General features: G+C 61.3%; 14 protein-coding genes. 10 read left to right on the forward strand and 4 right to left on the reverse strand.

The window, feature by feature from the left end; genetic code table 11:
* Positions 1–9: 9 nt before the first annotated feature.
* Genes tolA through ACYQ12_RS09810 form a run of 5 tightly spaced genes read left to right on the forward strand, consistent with a single transcriptional unit; the run spans position 10 to position 4609 of the window.
* Positions 10–1170 (forward strand): cell envelope integrity protein TolA, encoded by a 1161-nt coding sequence (gene tolA, locus ACYQ12_RS09790; protein ID WP_459870830.1) that lies wholly within the window; start codon positions 10–12, stop codon positions 1168–1170.
* Entirely contained in the window at positions 1170–2462 is a 1293-nt protein-coding gene (gene tolB, locus ACYQ12_RS09795) for a Tol-Pal system beta propeller repeat protein TolB (protein WP_459870832.1), read from the forward strand. Before tolA ends, tolB begins: the two co-directional genes overlap by 1 nt.
* Positions 2463–2502: 40 nt before the next feature.
* A complete protein-coding gene (gene pal / locus ACYQ12_RS09800; protein ID WP_459870835.1) occupies positions 2503–3021 on the forward strand; it encodes a peptidoglycan-associated lipoprotein Pal in 519 nt (172 codons plus the stop codon).
* A 39-nt stretch (positions 3022–3060) separates the two neighbouring features.
* A complete protein-coding gene (gene ybgF / locus ACYQ12_RS09805) occupies positions 3061–3825 on the forward strand; it encodes a tol-pal system protein YbgF (RefSeq protein WP_459870837.1) in 765 nt (254 codons plus the stop codon).
* A gap of 22 nt (positions 3826–3847) precedes the next feature.
* The gene (locus ACYQ12_RS09810) at positions 3848–4609 is read left to right on the forward strand and encodes a YciK family oxidoreductase (protein ID WP_459870840.1); all 762 of its coding nucleotides are present in this window, start codon (positions 3848–3850) and stop codon (positions 4607–4609) included.
* 67 nt (positions 4610–4676) lie between these two features.
* On the opposite strand, the gene ACYQ12_RS09815 is transcribed toward ACYQ12_RS09810, so the two are convergent.
* Together ACYQ12_RS09815 and ubiG are read right to left on the reverse strand one after the other, a co-directional pair.
* Positions 4677–5351: an HAD-IA family hydrolase gene (locus tag ACYQ12_RS09815; RefSeq protein ID WP_459874498.1), complete on the reverse strand. Its 675-nt coding sequence runs from the start codon at positions 5349–5351 to the stop codon at positions 4677–4679.
* A complete protein-coding gene (gene ubiG, locus ACYQ12_RS09820; RefSeq protein WP_459870843.1) occupies positions 5351–6088 on the reverse strand; it encodes a bifunctional 2-polyprenyl-6-hydroxyphenol methylase/3-demethylubiquinol 3-O-methyltransferase UbiG in 738 nt (245 codons plus the stop codon). The genes ACYQ12_RS09815 and ubiG overlap by 1 nt, the downstream gene beginning before the upstream one ends.
* Positions 6089–6513: 425 nt before the next feature.
* Here ubiG and galU point away from each other — a divergent pair, with 425 nt between their 5' ends.
* Together galU and ACYQ12_RS09830 are read left to right on the forward strand one after the other, a co-directional pair.
* A complete protein-coding gene (galU, locus tag ACYQ12_RS09825; protein ID WP_459870845.1) occupies positions 6514–7401 on the forward strand; it encodes a UTP--glucose-1-phosphate uridylyltransferase GalU in 888 nt (295 codons plus the stop codon).
* Between the two features lie 4 nt (positions 7402–7405).
* Positions 7406–8692 (forward strand): nucleotide sugar dehydrogenase, encoded by a 1287-nt coding sequence (locus ACYQ12_RS09830; protein WP_459870848.1) that lies wholly within the window; start codon positions 7406–7408, stop codon positions 8690–8692.
* Positions 8693–8784: 92 nt separating this feature from the next.
* Here the strand turns inward: ACYQ12_RS09830 and ACYQ12_RS09835 are convergent, their stop codons facing one another.
* A complete protein-coding gene (locus ACYQ12_RS09835; RefSeq protein ID WP_459870851.1) occupies positions 8785–9363 on the reverse strand; it encodes a superoxide dismutase in 579 nt (192 codons plus the stop codon).
* Between the two features lie 266 nt (positions 9364–9629).
* Between ACYQ12_RS09835 and ACYQ12_RS09840 the strand changes: the two genes are divergently transcribed.
* The 3 genes from ACYQ12_RS09840 to tamB are packed head-to-tail and all read left to right on the forward strand — an operon-like array spanning position 9630 to position 16608.
* The gene (locus tag ACYQ12_RS09840; RefSeq protein WP_459870854.1) at positions 9630–10682 is read left to right on the forward strand and encodes a hypothetical protein; all 1053 of its coding nucleotides are present in this window, start codon (positions 9630–9632) and stop codon (positions 10680–10682) included.
* Positions 10683–10684: 2 nt separating this feature from the next.
* On the forward strand, positions 10685–12538 hold the full coding sequence (gene tamA / locus ACYQ12_RS09845; protein ID WP_459870857.1) for an autotransporter assembly complex protein TamA: 1854 nt from the start codon (positions 10685–10687) through the stop codon (positions 12536–12538).
* On the forward strand, positions 12502–16608 hold the full coding sequence (gene tamB / locus ACYQ12_RS09850) for an autotransporter assembly complex protein TamB (protein ID WP_459870860.1): 4107 nt from the start codon (positions 12502–12504) through the stop codon (positions 16606–16608). The genes tamA and tamB overlap by 37 nt, the downstream gene beginning before the upstream one ends.
* Here tamB and ACYQ12_RS09855 read toward each other — a convergent pair.
* Positions 16577–17053, reverse strand: coding sequence for a YchJ family protein (locus ACYQ12_RS09855; protein ID WP_459870862.1), 477 nt, complete (start codon positions 17051–17053; stop codon positions 16577–16579). The two genes, tamB and ACYQ12_RS09855, sit on opposite strands and share 32 nt — an antisense overlap.
* Between the last annotated feature and the right edge of the window lie 9 nt (positions 17054–17062).

Raw genomic sequence — 17062 nt, forward strand, 5'->3', positions numbered from 1 at the left:
GGAGTCGACATGGCGAGATATCAACGCCGTGTAGGCTATGGCTGGCCGATCGTGCTTGCGATCGGGGTGCACGTGGGTGTGTTGTTGCTCACGATGCTCAAGCTCCCCCAGAGCGAGCCCACTCCCACTTCCTCTTCCATTGTCCAGGCCACGCTGATCAGCACCGAAACCGCGACGGATCAGGCACAGCGGGTTCAGGAGGCACGCGCCCAATCTGCCGCCCGGCAAGCACAAGCACAGCAGGAAAAGGAGCGCCAGGCCGAAGCGGAAGCCCAGGCGCAGGCTCAGGAGGAAGCCCGGCAACAAGCTGAACTACAGGCACGCGAGGCAGCGCTCCAGCAGGCTGAAGCCGAGGCTCGCCAGCGTGCGACTGAGGCCGAACAGGCTGCCCAGCAGCGCCAGCGTATCGAACAGGCACGCCAGGCCGAGGCGGAAGCCGAGAAGAAACGCCAGGCCGAAGCGGAAGCCGAGAAGAAACGCCAGGCCGAAGCGGAAGCCGAGAAGAAGCGTCAGGCCGAAGCGGAAGCCGAGAAGAAGCGTCAGGCCGAAGCGGCAGCCGAGAAGAAGCGTCAGGCCGAAGCGGCAGCCGAGAAGAAGCGTCAGGCCGAAGCGGAAGCCGAGAAGAAGCGTCAGGCCGAAGCGGCAGCCGAGAAGAAGCGTCAGGCCGAAGCGGAAGCCGAGAAGAAGCGTCAGGCCGAGGCGGCAGCCGAGAAGAAGCGCCAGGCCGAAGCGGCAGCCGAGAAGAAGCGCCAGGCCGAAGCGGAGAAAAAACGTGCCGAAGAGGCGGCACGCCGCGCCGCTGCAGCCAGCGCTTCCTCATTGGATGACCTGATCGCCAATGAGCAGGAATCGATCGCCAATGCGCGTCAGGCCAGCGAAGCGGCGAACGGCTTCAAGAATCTGGTGCGGCGCTACGTCGAGCAGAATTGGGTACTGCCTGCAACTTCAACCGCAGGGCTGCGTGCTATCGTCCGCATCCGACTACTGCCCACCGGCGAACTGGTAGACGCCACTATAATCCAGAGCAGCGGTAACGCAGCATTCGATCGCTCGGTCGTAGTGGCTGTCGAGAAAGCGGCACCGTTCAGAGAGTTGCGCCAGCTTGATCCAGCAGCACAACGCCAGTTCCGTGAATTCAATCTGGACTTCAAACCAGAGGATATGCGCTGATGAAACGAATCAAAGTATTGTGGGTCGGGCTGCTTATGCTACTGGCAAGTGCCATGGCTCATGCCGAACTGACCATCGAGATCACCAAGGGTAATGACCAGGCGATTCCGATCGCTGTTGTCCCGTTCGAATTCAGCGGGCAGGGCGGGCTCCCGCAGGATATTTCGCGAATCGTCAGTGACGATCTGGCACGCAGCGGACAGTTCGATCCCTTAAAGCGTGAGTCGCTCATCGCTCTGCCCAGCCGCAGCGAGGATGTTTTTTATCGTGACTGGCGTCAGGTCAATGCCGATTATCTGGTTGTCGGCAGTGTCCAGCCGGAAGGTAGCGGTTATCGCGTCCAGTTCGAATTGCTGGACGTTTATGGCGAACGCCGAATGATCGGTGAAGTCGTCACTTCCAGCCGCGAGCAGTTGCGGGCCAGTGCGCACTACATCAGTGATCAGATTTTCGAGGCCATCACTGGCATCCGTGGCGCCTTCTCGACACGTATCGTCTATGTCACGGCTAACGGCACGGGCGACAATATTCGCTTCTCGCTGCAGGTTGCCGATGCCGACGGCTACAACAATCAGGAAATCCTGTCGTCCGACGAGCCCATACTTTCGCCTGCCTGGTCTCCCGATGGCCAGAAGCTGGCTTACGTTTCCTTCGAGACGGAGCGCCCTGCGATCTATATCCAGAATATGGCGACCGGCCAGCGGGTAAGGGCGACTTCTTTCGAAGGTATCAATGGCGCTCCTGCCTGGTCTCCGGACGGCAGAAAGCTTGCCATGACACTGTCTAAAGATGGCCAACCCGAAATCTATATCATGGATATCGGTGCACGAAGCTTTCAGCGCATGACCAATAATCCAGCGATCGATACCGAGCCGGAATGGGCGCCGGATGGCCGTAGTCTTGTGTTCACATCCGATCGCAGCGGCGGGCCACAATTATATCGGCTGGATATTGCCAACGGGCAGGCAGAGAGAATAACCTTTACCGGAAATTACAATTCCCGAGGCCGCTTCGGAACGGAGGGCAAAGAGATATTTATGGTACATCGTGATGACAGTGGTTATCACGTGGCAAAGCAGGATCTGGATACAGGACGCGTCACGGTTCTGACCGATTCACAGTGGGATGAATCTCCTAGTGTTGCGCCGAATGGCACCATGGTAATCTTCGCCACCCAGCAGGGAACCCGAGGGGTGTTGGGTGCAGTGTCGGCGGATGGTCGGGCGTCTTTCCGCCTGCCTTCGCCACAAGGTGACGTAAGGGAACCCGCCTGGTCACCGTTTTTAAACTAAGCACTAACTGTTGTTGTGTCATTCGAGCAAGGAGATGACAATGCAATTCAAACCGTATGCCAAGAGCCTGGCTGTAGCTCTGTCCCTCGCTGTTATGGCTGGTTGCTCCAGCAGCGGTGGCACCCAGGATGGGGGCATGGATGGCACTGCCGGCACTTCCGGCGCAGGCACTTCTGGCATGACCACCGGCCAGGGCGCTTCCGGTTCCCAGATGGGGCAGCGTGATCAGATTCCTGATGTGCGCACGATCTACTTCGCTTTTGACCGCGACACCATTCGTCCGGAGTTCGAATCCGTTCTGAACGCGCATGCGCAGTATCTGCAGTCTCATCCCAACACGAGTGTCGTGCTGGAAGGTCATGCCGATGAGCGCGGAACCCGCGAGTACAACCTGGCACTGGGCGAGCGTCGTGCCAAGTCCGTACAACAGTATCTGACCGTTCAGGGCGTTTCTCCTTCCCAGATCGAAATCGTCAGCTACGGTGAAGAGCGTCCGGCGGTTCAGGGGCACAGCGAGCAGTCCTATGCCCAGAATCGTCGCGTAGTTTTCAACTACTGAGCTAAGCTTTGATCCTATAGGCTTTAAAGGGAATCAAGCATGAAACACAGTCTGAAAGGACTGTGCGGCGCGGGAGCCTTAGTGCTCCCGTTGTCCGTATGGGCCCAACCCGTCGTTGAAGACCTGACGGCTCAACCGCAGTCCATCTACAACCAGGCGGTCGTGCGGGAGAAGGGAGGGGGTAGCCTGACCCTCTTCAATGATGTCCAGGAGAACCAGCAGCAGATACAGCAGCTGCGCGGTGAAATAGAAGAGCTGCGCCACCAGCTCGAGCAACAGCGCAAGCTGTCTCAGGAGCGTTATCTCGACCTCGAGCAGCGGCTAAGCCAGATGACTGGCACTGGCAGCCCGGGCAGTCCTCAGGACAGCACCTCGCAGCAGGCTCCCAGCGCCGACAGTGCCGGTCCGAGCGGCGCCACGAGTGGCGACGAAGGCCGCGAAGCCTATCAGGCCGCTTTCCAGAAAGTCCAGGCGCGTGACTTCGACGCGGCAATCCGCGATTTTGAAGCTTTCATCGAAGATCATCCACAATCGAGCCTGCGTGCCAATGCCCATTACTGGCTGGGTGAACTGTATTCCGCTCAATCCAGTCTGGATGACTCGGCGCAGGCTTTTCAGACCGTGATCGAGGACTTCCCGCAGAGCAGCAAGGTTCCCGACGCGCTCTACAAGCTCGGTCTGCTTCGTGCCCGACAAGGGCAGCCCGAGAAGAGCCGTGAGCTTCTCGAGCGGGTTCGAAGTGAGTATTCCGACAGCAACGCCGCCCAGATGGCCTCGGATTTCATCAACCAGTCCGGTAACTGATCCCGGTGCGACAGGAGTAGCAATGAACTGCCGGATTGATTATCAAGCTCCCAACGATCTGCTTGAGGGGCGTATCGTCCTGGTCACCGGCGCAGGTGATGGCATCGGGCGTGCTGCAGCGCTGTCCTATGCGCGTCATGGCGCTACCGTGATTCTGCTCGGACGAACGACCGCCAAGCTGGAGCACGTCTATGACGAAATCGAAGCGCTGGGGGCGCCTCAGCCCGCGATATTTCCGCTGAATTTCGAGGGGGCCACGCTCAAGGATTATCAGGACATGGCGCAGACCCTGGACAAGGAGTTTGGCCGCCTGGATGGGATCCTGCACAATGCCGGCCAACTCGGGCGCATCGCCCCCTTCGAACAGTACAACCCCCAATTATGGGAGCAGGTCATGCAGGTCAACCTGAATGGCCCTGTCTGGATGACCCAAGCCCTGCTGCCGCTGCTCAAGGCCTCCGATGATGCGTCGGTCATCTTCACGTCGTCGGGGGTCGGTCGCAAGGGGCGCGCATACTGGGGCGCGTATGCCGTCTCCAAGTTCGCTACCGAGGGATTCGTTCAGGTTCTTGCCGACGAGTTGGAAAATCTCACCTCGATCCGCGTCAACTGTCTCAACCCTGGCGCCACACGCACCCAGATGCGCAAGACTGCGTATCCGGCCGAAGACGTTAATACGCTGCGCCTGCCGGATGACATCATGCCGACGTATTTATGGCTGATGGGGCCCGATAGTAAAGGCCATACGGGAGAGTCGTTCGACGCACAGCCTCCCCGTCCGTGACCTCCGGCCACTGGGAGAAGCGGAATCTGCCGAGTTACCAACGCCTCCTGCGGGAGGCGTTTTCATGTCATGCAAGACGCGACAGCAATGCCTCGGCCAGTGCTGCGGGCGTTTCGAACCAGCAGTCCACCGGCCAGTTGTCGGGAGTCTCTTCATCACCGATATAGCCGTACCGCACCGCGATGGCCTGCATGCCGGCAGCTCGTGCCGCCTGCATGTCGCGTAGATGATCCCCGACATACCAGCAGCGTTCGGATTCCACTGCCAGGATTCTGGCAGCTTCCCATAACGGTTCGGGGGAGGGTTTCTTGACCGGCAAGTCATCGGCACACAGCAGAACGCCAGGCGTCAACTCCAGTGCCTCGATCAGGGGGGCCGCGTAGGCACGCGGCTTGTTGGTGACGATCCCCCAAGGAAGCGCAGCGGCTTCCCACTGCCGCAAAAGACGCTCCAGTCCGGGGAACACCCGGCTCTGCGAAGCGACATCCCGGCCATAGGCTTCGAGCAGAAATCGCCGGGCCTCGGCATGATCGACATGCGATGCTTCCAGCCCCAGCGCCAGGCGAACCAGGGCGCTCCCTCCATTCGACACCTCGGCACGAATGGTCTCGTAGGGCAGGTCATCGAGACCGTGATGGGCACGCAGCACATTGGTTGCCTTGGCCAGATCCGGTGCCGTATCCACCAGCGTACCATCCAGGTCGAAGAGCAGGGCGTCGGGTAGGGTGCGTACCGTCTGCATCACGCGCTCGGCTCTTGAGGTACCCACTCGGGGGTGCAGTGCATCATGTAATTGACCGAAACGTCGCGCCTGTTCAGGCGGTAGCGGCGGGTCAGGGGGTTGTAGGTAAGGCCGGTCTGCTCACGTACACGCAGGTCGCTCTCACGGCACCATGCCGCTAGTTCCGAAGGACGGATGAGCTTACGGTATTCATGGGTTCCCTTGGGCAGCAGCTGCAGGACATATTCCGCCCCCAGTATCGCGAAGGCGTAAGCCTTGGGGTTGCGATTGATCGTGGAGAAGAAGACGTGCCCGCCCGGCTTGACCAGCGTCGCACATGCCCGGATCACGGCGGCGGGATCCGGCACGTGCTCGAGCATCTCGAGGCAGGTCACCACGTCATACTCTCCGGGATGCGCAGCCGCCATCTCCTCGGCACTGGCCTGGCGATATTCGACGTCGACGTCGCTTTCCATCTGATGCAGGCGAGCCACCGCCAGCGGTGCTTCCCCCATGTCGATGCCCGTCACCCGGGCGCCGTGAAACGCCATGGCTTCGCTGAGAATGCCCCCGCCACATCCGACGTCGATGACTTTCTTGCCGGCCAGCCCGGCGCGTGCGTTGATGAATCCCAGGCGTAGCGGGTTGATATCATGCAGTGGCTTGAACTCGCTATTGCGGTCCCACCAGCGGCTGGCCAAGGCTTCGAACTTGGCGATCTCGCCCTGATCGACATTGTGGCGTAGCGGTGTTGTCATTTGCCTTCCCTCGCATTGTGCATGGCTGACATCATTTGTCGGTAGCGTATGGCCATGGTCTTGAGTTCTCTGGAATCGATCCTCCACCGTACTCCTCCCCAGCTGGATTTGCGTGCGTCCTCAGACGTGGCTGGCCTGACGATCGTTACGTGCATGGGCGATAGCCGAGGATGTATCGGCGGGCTCCTTGGGTATGATCTCTTCATTCTACTCTTTACACTGCTTTTGGGGCCACGCCGATGAAGCGTCGGACCCGCATCGGGCAGATGCGGCGCCGCGCTGATCGCTGGAATTATCTCAGCCAGCAAGGGGGAGTCCGTGAGCCGCCCAGCATGATCACGACCATGCTGGGCGGCATCGCAAGCGGGGCGCAGCTATGCCATACTGCAGGCGTCGCTTTCATATACACCAAGGAAGGAGTTGTTATGATTCGTAAGGCTGTGCTTCCCGTTGCTGGTCTTGGCACTCGTTGTCTGCCAGCCTCCAAGGCGATCCCCAAGGAGATGATCACCATCGTCGACAAGCCGGTCATTCAGTATGTCGTCGAGGAAGCGGTCGCGGCCGGGATCAAGGAAATCGTCTTGGTCACCCATTCCAGCAAGAGCGCCATCGAAAATCATTTCGACAAGCACTTCGAACTCGAGGCGATGCTGGAAGCCAAAGGCAAGCAGGAGATGCTCGAAGAGGTGCGCAGCATCGTTCCTCCCGACGTCAATATCATCAGTGTGCGTCAGCCGGAGGCGCTGGGCCTGGGACATGCCGTTCTTTGCGCGCAGCCCGTCGTAGGCGACGAGCCCTTCGCCGTACTGCTGCCGGACGTGCTGGTCGATGGTGAGGGCCTCGAGCGCAACGATCTGGCCGGAATGATCGCGGCCTACGAAGCGACGGGCGATGCGCAGATCATGGTGGAAAACGTTCCCGAAGACGTGACCTACAAATACGGCATCGTCGCTCTCCAGGGCGATACGCCGGCACCGGGGCAGAGCGAGAAGATCACCGGTATGGTGGAAAAGCCCAAGGCAGGCGAAGCGCCTTCGACTCTGGCCGTTATCGGACGCTATCTGCTGCCGGGCAACATCTTTTCGATTCTGGCCGAGACGCCTCCCGGGGCGGGTAACGAGATTCAGCTGACCGATGCCATAGACAAGCTGCGTGAGACACAGGGTGTCGCTGCCTACCGGATGCAGGGCGAAACCTACGACTGTGGTCATCAGCTGGGCTATCTGGAAGCCACCATGGCATTTGCCAAGCGTCATCCCAAGTTCGGGGAAGGTTTCCGCGAACTGCTGACTCGCTACGCCAGCGAGGGTTGAGACTATGCGAGTCGTGGTGCATGGAAGTGAACTGGCAGCGGCGACGGCCGCTGCCGCCCTGTCGTCGGTCGGCCATCAAGTCTCCTGGTGGCCACATCCCGATTTTCCATGGTCAAGCCTGTCGAATGCGGAGTGGCTGATTCGGGAGCCGGGCCTCAAGGCACAGATCGACGACAGCCTGAGTTCGGGCATGCTGAATCTGGTCGATGACATCTCCACCCAGGCCGATGCCGAAATCCACTGGCTCGCATTGGCCCCGGATCAGCGGGATGCCGCCGAAACCTACGTTGCCCGTGTGCCTGGCAAGCAGTCGACCCCACTGGTCGTCATCAACAACTCCACGTTTCCCGTCGGCCAGACTGAACGTCTCGAAGCACTGCTTGGTCATGCCGGACAGGTTGCGGTGGCATTGCCCGACATGCTCGAGGAGGGGCGCGCCTGGCAGACTTTCACGCGTCCTTCACGCTGGTTGCTGGGTAGCGAGGATGAATGGGCGACACAGCAGCTGCGGGAATTGCTGCGCGCTTTCAACCGACGCAACGAAATCTTCCAGCGCATGCCCAGGCGTGCCGCCGAACTGACCAAGCTGGCCATCAACGGCATGCTGGCGACGCGCATCAGCTACATGAACGAGCTCGCCGGTCTGGCTGACTCGCTGGGTGTGGATGTCGAATGCGTCCGTCAGGGAATGGGAGCCGATCCGCGCATCGGTTTCGAATACCTGTATCCCGGCTGCGGGTTCGGTGGCCCCAACTTCTCTCGCGATCTGATGCGTCTGGCCGATGTCCAGCACTCCACCGGGCGCGAGTCCCTGCTGCTGGAGCATGTGCTCGACATCAACGAGAACAAGAAGGAAACCTTGTTCCGCAAGCTGTGGAGTCACTTTCACGGCCAGCTCGAAGGCCGCACCGTGGCCATCTGGGGCGCGGCTTTCAAGCCTGGCACGACACGCATCGATCACGCGCCGCTGCTCATCCTGCTCGAAGCTTTGTGGGCGCAGGGTGTCAAGGTTCGCGTGCACGATCCGGAAGCGCTGCCGGCTCTACGAGCCCAGTACCCGCAGCAGCCGTTGCTGGAAACCTGCGAGGGCGACTTCTATACGGCCTGTCAGGATGCGGATGCGTTGATGCTGGTCACCGAGTGGAAGTGCTACTGGAATCCGGATTGGCGTCGGCTGTCCGGACTGCTGCGCACTCCGCTGATTCTCGACGGACGCAACATCTACGATCCGACCTATGTGGCCTCGCGCGGTCTGGTCTACCGTGGAATAGGGCGACGGGCCGATCCATAGTTGTTGGTTCTTCCTGCGATCATGCTCGATGACATACGCCCCGCAATGCGGGGCGTATGTCTGAATGCGCCGGGACGATGGGGGCTATCGGGTCAGGCGTAATTCTGGGCCACGAAGTCCCAGTTGATGACGTTCCAGACCGCCTCGAGATATTTGGGCCGCGCGTTGCGGTAATCGACGTAGTAGGCATGCTCCCAGACGTCAATGGTCAGCAATGGGGTCTGGCCGTGAGCAATCGGGGAGTCGGCGTCGTCGGTATTGATGATATCCACGCCGCCATCGGCCGTCTTGACCAGCCATGTCCAGCCGGATGCGAAGTTGCCGACGGCCTTGGCATTGAACGCTTCCTTGAACTTGTCGAAGGAGCCGAATTTGGTATCGATGGCTTGTGCCAGGGCACCGCTCGGTTCACCGCCACCGTTCGGCGACAGGCAATGCCAGTAGAAGGTATGGTTCCACACCTGCGCCGCCTGGTTGAACAGAACGCCGGAAGAGGAGTCGATGATCTCTTCCAGTGATTTGTCGGCGTCGGCAGTGCCTTCGACCAACTCGTTGAGCTTGGTCACGTAGGCCTGATGGTGCTTGCCATAATGATATTCAAGCGTCTCGGCGGAAATATGCGGTTCCAGTGCGTTCTTCTCGTAAGGCAGTGCGGGCAATTCAAATGCCATGAGGAGTCTCCTTGTAGTCAGGGTAACTTGTAATCGTTAGAGGGGATGCGAGACGGAGCGCCGCCTTCAGCGATTTGCCAACTAATGCCGATCGCTCGTCAGGGTCACGCCGAGCGGCAAAAAACCTTACAATACCAAGCACCTTTATAGCGAAGCGAAACGGTGCGGCGCCATCATAGCACCACGCTCCGATAGCGCCAATTCCGACGCCTGCGCTAGGAATTGTCATCCCATAGCCGAAAGAGTCCGAGACGAAAGGTAACGTTATGGCCCCTCGACCCGACAATACGCGACTCGGTCCCATCGTGCCGGAAAGAGAAGATGGTACGCAGCCGCCACGCTACATGAAGATGGAATACGCCGGAGCACCACGCAAACCACGTGTATGGCCACTATGGGGGCTGACCCTGTTGCTGATGGTGGGAATGATTGCCGGCGGGTATTACTACTGGCAGCAGCGCCACGCCTGGCAAGCTCGCTTCGAAAGCATGAATGCCCAAGTTGAGTCACTGCAGGAGCGGGTGGCGGCCACGGATGATATTCTCAACGCTTCAGGTGCCAGCCTGCGCGATGAACTCGACCGCTTGCGTCAGGATCTCGAGGCATCCCAGGCGGTCATCGGCAGCCTCGACCAGCGTGTCGCCGAGGATAGACGATTGAGGCCCGAAGCCTTGCGGGCTTCGATTGATGCCCTCGAAAAGGCGGATGAAACGCGCCAGGCTACGCTGGCATCGTTGAGCGATTCGCTGCAGGCTCTGGAAAGGCTGGGTGAGGAAAGGCGCACCATCCTCGCCGAGCGGCTCGAGGGGCTTGCCGCCAACCAGGCCGATCAGGCCGAGCAGCTTGAAACCCTCGCCGATCGTCAGGCATCGTTGACCTCCCTGCGCGGTGAGCTCGAAACGCTGCAAACTGCGTTCGACAGGCTGATGGACAGAGCCGATACTCTGGAAGAGCAGGCGGCCGGGCGCGCTTCTCGTCTCGAGGAGATGGCCAGTCGCCAGGAGAGTCTCGCGGCTCGCATCGAAACGCTGGAAGCTTCGCCTGGGGATTCGACAGATATTGCTTCGCTCGACAGCAGCGTGCAGCAGCTCGAAGGCTCATTGAGAGAGCTGCGTCAGGCACAGATTGCCATGAGCGCCAGCCTGGAATCGCTTCGCTCAAGAATGGAATCGCTCACGCAGGGTGCCTCTTCGCAGGAACTGCGGGACCTCAAGACAAGGATGGAATCTTTGGAAACCAGTCGAGCCCAATTGACGCGTCGCGTCACTTCTCTGATGTCGGATGTTGCCAGTCTCCAGCGCCAGGCGGGGAATGGATAAACATGCGGTACGGTGCACTGCTGCGTTGCGGTTTGCCCTGGTTGGCGCTGTGCCTGGTACAGACTGCCCAGGCGCTGGATGCCGAGGTGCGTGGACTATCCGGCCCGGCGGCTGCCAACGTGGTGAATTATCTTGTCGAGCTGGAAGCAGCTGACGAGCCCGACCAGACGAGCCTGGATGCTGCCGTTCGCCAGCGTACTCAGGAAGCGCTACGGGCTTTCGGATATTACCAGCCGAATATCGAGACGGCGTATCCCGGCCGCTTCCCTGACGATGAAGTGATCATCACGCTCAGTCCCGGTCCGCGTGTTCATATCACGGAGCTGGATATCGACATTGCCGGTGATGCCAGGGATGACGAAGCCTTCCAGCTCGCGCTGGACGAGTTTCCTCTATCGGAAGGCGATGCGCTTCGCCATGCTCCCTACGAAAGCTTCAAGAGCCAACTGGCGACGCTGTCGCTGGAACGCGGCTACTTCGATTCCAGTTTTACGCATCAGCGAATCGAAGTGCGCCCTTGGGAAGAGAGCGCAAGAATCTATCTTCACCTGAAAAGCGGCCCCCGCTACCGTTTCGGCAACGTCACCTACAGTGGCAGCCAGATCGATGAAGAACGTCTGCGCCGCATGCTGACCTTTGCGCCGGGCGAGCCTTATCTGGCCGGTGACCTTGCCCAGTACAACCAGCGCTTGAGCAGAACCGACTGGTTTCGGGGCATTGCCGTGCGCCCCCGTGTCGATGAAGAGCCTCTCGCATTGGCGGCGAATACTACCTGGTGGCAGGAGGTCACGGGGGAGGGCCTCGCCGACTCGACGCCGATGATCGGCGAAGCGGGAATTCGCGCCTCACGACGTCTGGCAGGGCAACGGAGTACCACCGTACCCGTGGATGTCAGCCTGATCCCCGCAGACCGCCACAAATTCGAAGTCGGCGTCGGCTATGCCACCGATGTCGGTCCCAGGATGCGCTTCGCATGGGACCGACCCTGGATCAACTCACGGGGACATAGCCTGGAGCACGAGCTTTACCTGTCCGCTCCGGAGCAGCGCTTCAGCGGTGAGTACATCATGCCTCTGGAAAACCCGCTGCGCGACAGTTATCAGCTGCGTTATGGCCTGGAGAGTCTCGACAACGAGGACACCAAAAGTTTCGTGAGTGCGGTGGAACTCGCCCGCCACTGGGAGTTCGACACGCTGGACGATGGCTGGAGCCAGGACGTGTATCTACGGGCGGCATACGAGGACTTCGTCCAGGCGGATCAGGAAAACCAGGTGTTCCTGCTGTATCCGGGCATCAGTTGGTCCCGTGTGCGCACGCGCAATCCGCGCTTTCCGACCTGGGGGGATCGTCAGCGCCTGGCGATCGAAGTTTCCGACCCGGCCTGGGGCTCGGATGCCCGTTTCGTTCGAACCACCTTCGATAGCCAATGGATTCGCATGCTCGGCAGCAACAACCGCTTTGTCGGTCGGATGGGGGTGGGCGCCATGGCCACCGACACCTTCGAGGATGTTCCACCTTCGTTGCGGTTCTTCGCAGGCGGGGACCGAAGCGTGCGCGGCTACTCCTACGAGAGCCTGTCACCGGAAAACGAGGAAGGCGAACTGCTCGGTGGCCAGCACTTGCTGACGGCGAGCCTGGAGTACCAGCGTCGTGTGACCGGTGACTGGTGGGGAGCCGCCTTCGTCGATACCGGCAACGCCTTCGATGCCTGGTGGCCCGATGACCTCAAGACAGGGGCCGGGCTCGGCATCCGCTGGGTCTCGCCGGTCGGTCCGATACGCTTTGATATCGCTCACCCCTTCGACGACGAGGAGGACTCGTGGCGTCTGCATTTCGCCATCGGGCCGGAATTCTGATCCGCGCGCTGATTTACGTCCCACTCTGGCTGTTGGGGTTACTGTTGCTTGTGCTGGGTCTGGCACTTTCGCCCTGGGGAACGTCCTGGCTGGTGTCCCAAGGCGAGTCGCGAGGCTGGCTGAGCGTAGAGAGCGTCGAAGGCGCGCCACTCGACACACTCGTGTTGCGTGGCCTGCATGTCGAGACCGACACGCTGGAACTCTCCGCCGATCTGCTGCGTCTGAACTGGGCCGATGATTGTCTGCTCCATGGCCGGTTGTGCCTGGACGCCTTGCAGCTTCGCGGGGCACGTATCCGCCTCGAGCAGGGCGAATCTGCTGACGATCCCGCACCGGATGCGTCTGACTCGCAGCAGGGTATGCCGAGTATCGACCTTCCTTTTCCCATCGAGCTGCGTGCCCTCGCGCTCGAGGATGTGTCGGTTCATCTGCCCGATGGTACCCGGCTGAGCTGGGCGCGATTCACGTCAGGCCTGCGGGCTTCCGGTCATCGTGTCACGCTGCTGCCGACCCGCTGGGAGGAAATCCGTCTGGCGTTGCCGCAATCCGCGGGCCAGACACTCGCGCTCCAGCCGCTGGAGGCTGCCTCCCGCCTCACCGCGGAGGCGATCGATGCCGCCAACGCAGTGCACGAATCGCCGCAAGCAGTCGACGAGCCACTGTCGAGCGATGTGAATGTCGCCGCCGCCAAGCAGGTCGTGCCGCAGACCCCGGCCGAAGACATTGCCGACGCGATACCGCCAGTGACGGCGCAGACGCCAGATGGCAAGGAAGAGGCACCACGCTTGGCATTGCCCGATGTCGAATTGCCGATGGATGTCCATGTTCCACGCTTGATCGTCGATGATTTCCGCCTGCAGGGGCCGACACCGTATCAGGTCGATCAACTGCGCCTGTCGGCCAGCGCCCAGGACAGCGAGGTTTCTATCGATCAGTTGCATGTGGAGACCCCGGATGGCAGCGCTCGCCTCAAGAGTCAGGTACGACTGCAAGACGAGTACCCCCTCGAGGCTCACCTGGTTGCCGACATTCACCGCGAGCCGCTTACCGATCAACACGTGGTGTTGGATGCAGCAGGATCCCTGGCATCGCTCGTGCTCACCCTGCAGGCCGAAGGGGATGTCACGGCACGGTTGAATGCCGAACTGGACGCCCTGGCACCGGCGTTGCCCTTCTCGGTGGAGTTGCAGGCCGAAGATCTGCACTGGCCGCTGACGCCGCCTGCCACGGGTGGGCCCCTGGGCTCGGATGACGGGATCCACGCTCCCGCGATCGCGGCTTCACGCCAGCTGGCGCAATCGAGCCAGCCTGCATACCGTCTCGATACGTTGACGCTACAGGCCTCGGGCAGCCTCGACGAATATCATGTAGCGCTTTCCGCTGCCGGCGAGGGTGACGGAATTCCCCCGGCGCAGTTGGCGTTGACCGGACGCGGGGATCTCGAGCACTTCGCTTGGCAGCCGCTGACCCTGGAGACCCGGCAGGGGAGCTTGCGCAGTGAAGGCGAGATCCACTGGGTGCCGAATCTGGCCGTCGAAGGACAGATCAATCTGAATCGTCTGCCCCTGAATCTGTTTACCGATGCCGTGGATGGCAGGCTCAACGGTCAGGCCCGTCTGAACTTCAACATGACCGACGAGGGCTGGTACCTCGATCTGCCTGAGCTCTCCGTCGACGGCACCCTGCAGGACCGTCCCCTGAATCTCGAGGCGCGCCTGCAGGGTGACAGCGACATGCATTGGCAGGTCGAGCGCCTTGAGCTTCGCCAGGGCCGCAATCGTCTCCAGGCCCAAGGGCGGATCGGCGAGACGCTGGCTCTGCATGGTTCGGTGGAAGCCCCGGCGCTGTCGACGCTGCTCCCCGAACTGGGTGGCGCGCTGAATGGGGAGTTTGAAGCCGGCGGCACCTTGGAGGCACCCCAGCTCGACATCGAGCTGCAGGGTAGTGCACTGCAGTACGCAGACAACCGCGTGGGTTCTCTGAGCCTCGAGGCTCAGACCGCCGGACTCGAGGATCCGCGCCTGAACCTGGACCTTGACGTGCGGGATATCGTGGCGGCGGACAATCGCATCTCTTCGCTCAATGCCGAGCTCGACGGGCGCCTCTCCCAGCATCGGCTGACCATCCAGACCGATCTGGGAGAGGAGTTGCCGGCGTCGCGTGCCCAACTGAGTCTGGAAGGAGGGCTGAACCAGCGGACCCAACGCTACGAGGGACGTTTCACGCAACTCATGGCCAAGACGGATTACGGACAGGTTCACCTCGAGGACGGACTGCCATTTAGCGCCGATCTGGCCGCCTCGCGCCTCGAGGCGCAGCCTTTCTGTCTGGTACGCGAAGAAGGAGGACGCATCTGCTCTCGGGAAGCCCTGCAGGCCTCCGCCCAGCAGGGTAATGCCGCTTTCATCCTTCGTGAAATTCCCCTGTCACTGCTCAACGAGTCGCTGCCACCGCAATGGAAGATCGCAGGCGACCTCGACGGCCAGACGGCAGTGCGCTGGAGTGGCGGTGGCGCAGAGTGGTCCGCCGATGCCAGCCTGGAAGGAGAATTCGGCATCACCGGTGAGGATGCTTCCGGCCAGCCCTGGCAGGTGCCTCAAGCCTCTCTGGCGCTGCAGGCACAGGCGACGCCGCGCCAGGCCAGTACCGAGATGACACTTGACCTGGAGGAGGCCGGACGGCTAGCGCTGGATCTGGATATCGATGATCCTACCGGCCGTCGGGCCCTGGATGGGCGCATGACGCTCGATGATCTGCAACTCGCGCCTTATCGCGCGCTGGCTGGAGATCTGCGCAGGCTGGAAGGGGCGCTCAACGGTGACGTGGCGATCGAAGGTACGCTCGAGGCACCACGCCTGAACGGCGATCTCCTGCTGGAGAATGTCCAGGTTCAGGGCACCGACATTCCGGTCACCATAGCGGATGCGCGTCTGGCCGTGGCTCTCGAGGGCACCTCGGCCCGCATCGATGGTTTTGTGGCGGGAGACAACGGCGGTCGCCTGAATCTCGAAGGGACCGCAGCCTGGCCTGAGCCGGCCGAATGGCAGGTCAGCCTGCAGGTCAACGGCGTCGAGTCACCGCTGCTGGTCACGTTGCCCCAATTCGGGCGCTTGCGCGTGGCGCCGGATCTGCAGATTGACGCCGATCCCGACCTGCTGCGGGTGCGAGGTCAGGTTCGGGTACCCTGGGCCCGTATAGAGGTGTCGCAGGTACCGGAGTCGGCGGTGGCGCCCAGCAGCGATGAAGTGATCATCACGCGCCGCGAGGATGCCCGAATGGCGGCCGAAAACTTGACGGAGGAGCAGAGCGAAGCCGCGGCCCAGGCACTGGCAGAAGCCGGTATGGCGCTGGACGTTCGTATCGAGCTGATCCTAGGAGACGACGTTACACTGGCAGCGTTCGGTCTGGAAACCGACCTGACCGGCAATCTGGAAATTCATCAATCCACCGGCCCGGTCCAGCTCTTCGGCGATATCAATCTGGAGAATGGTCGTTACAGCGCCTTTGGTCAGGACCTGGTGATTCGGCAGGGACAGGTGCTGTTCAGCGGTCCGGCCTCACAGCCGCGCCTGCAGTTCGAGGCGATACGCAACCCCGATACGACCGAGGATGACGTCACTGCCGGATTACGCGTCACCGGACCGGCATCGCAGCCCAGCTTGGAGATCTTCTCGGAGCCCGCCATGGACGAGAGCCGGGCCCTGTCCTATCTGCTGCGCGGGCGGGCCCCGGAGAGTTCGGGCGACGACAATGCGCTGGCTTCGGCGCTGATCGGGCTGTCATTGTCACGCAGCGGCCGCGTGGTCGGCCAGATCGGCCAGGCATTCGGTGTCGAGGATCTTAGCCTCGATACCGCCGGCAGCGGCGATGAAAGCCAAGTCGTGGTCAGCGGCTATGTTTTCGACGATCTCAAGGTGAGTTACGGCGTGGGCGTCTTCTCGCCGATCGCCGAACTCACCCTGCGTTACCGGCTACTGCAGGATCTGTATGTCGAAGTGGTCAGCGGGGCGGCCCAGGCCGTCGATCTGATCTATACCTTCAGCCGCGGGCGCAGCAGCGCTTCGCCTTGAGGCCACTGCCGCATGGGCAGAGCGTGTTGCGGCCGATATCGAGGCGATGCCACTGAGCGTCGCCGTCGACATATCGCCAATGACCGTCTTCGGCAGAGAAGCGGAAGCGGCTGGTCTCGCACAGCTCACCGAAGCGGCCGGACTCGACAAAGCGGGCTCGAAAAGTGACGCTGCCGTCCCCATCTTGCTGTTGGGCATTTTCGATGGTGAGCCCTATCCAGCGTGGCCCCGGCTCGGATAGTGCCTCGGGCGAAGGGCGCCGCTGCGGATCCCAGGTCGCCAGCAGCACGTCGGTCGCCTGCATGACGAAGGCCGTGTAGCGCGCCCGCATCAGGGCCTCGGGAGTCGAGGCGCAGCGAGGGTCTTGATGCACCGGGCCGCAGCATTCGTCGAAGCGTCGTTGGCTGCCGCAGGGACAGAAATCGCTATGCTTTACATTAGTCATTACTATTTG

This window comes from Halomonas shantousis (assembly GCF_054654615.1).

Bases quoted from the DNA above. Each gene is read 5' to 3' on its own strand.
- ACYQ12_RS09835 (WP_459870851.1), bottom strand. From the start codon at position 9,363: ATGGCATTTGAATTGCCCGCACTGCCTTACGAGAAGAACGCACTGGAA.
- tolB (WP_459870832.1), top strand. From the start codon at position 1,170: ATGAAACGAATCAAAGTATTGTGGGTCGGGCTGCTTATGCTACTGGCA.
- ACYQ12_RS09810 (WP_459870840.1), top strand. From the start codon at position 3,848: ATGAACTGCCGGATTGATTATCAAGCTCCCAACGATCTGCTTGAGGGG.
- ybgF (WP_459870837.1), top strand. From the start codon at position 3,061: ATGAAACACAGTCTGAAAGGACTGTGCGGCGCGGGAGCCTTAGTGCTC.
- pal (WP_459870835.1), top strand. From the start codon at position 2,503: ATGCAATTCAAACCGTATGCCAAGAGCCTGGCTGTAGCTCTGTCCCTC.
- ubiG (WP_459870843.1), bottom strand. From the start codon at position 6,088: ATGACAACACCGCTACGCCACAATGTCGATCAGGGCGAGATCGCCAAG.
- tolA (WP_459870830.1), top strand. From the start codon at position 10: ATGGCGAGATATCAACGCCGTGTAGGCTATGGCTGGCCGATCGTGCTT.
- galU (WP_459870845.1), top strand. From the start codon at position 6,514: ATGATTCGTAAGGCTGTGCTTCCCGTTGCTGGTCTTGGCACTCGTTGT.
- tamA (WP_459870857.1), top strand. From the start codon at position 10,685: ATGCGGTACGGTGCACTGCTGCGTTGCGGTTTGCCCTGGTTGGCGCTG.
- ACYQ12_RS09840 (WP_459870854.1), top strand. From the start codon at position 9,630: ATGGCCCCTCGACCCGACAATACGCGACTCGGTCCCATCGTGCCGGAA.
- ACYQ12_RS09815 (WP_459874498.1), bottom strand. From the start codon at position 5,351: ATGCAGACGGTACGCACCCTACCCGACGCCCTGCTCTTCGACCTGGAT.
- ACYQ12_RS09830 (WP_459870848.1), top strand. From the start codon at position 7,406: ATGCGAGTCGTGGTGCATGGAAGTGAACTGGCAGCGGCGACGGCCGCT.
- ACYQ12_RS09855 (WP_459870862.1), bottom strand. From the start codon at position 17,053: ATGACTAATGTAAAGCATAGCGATTTCTGTCCCTGCGGCAGCCAACGA.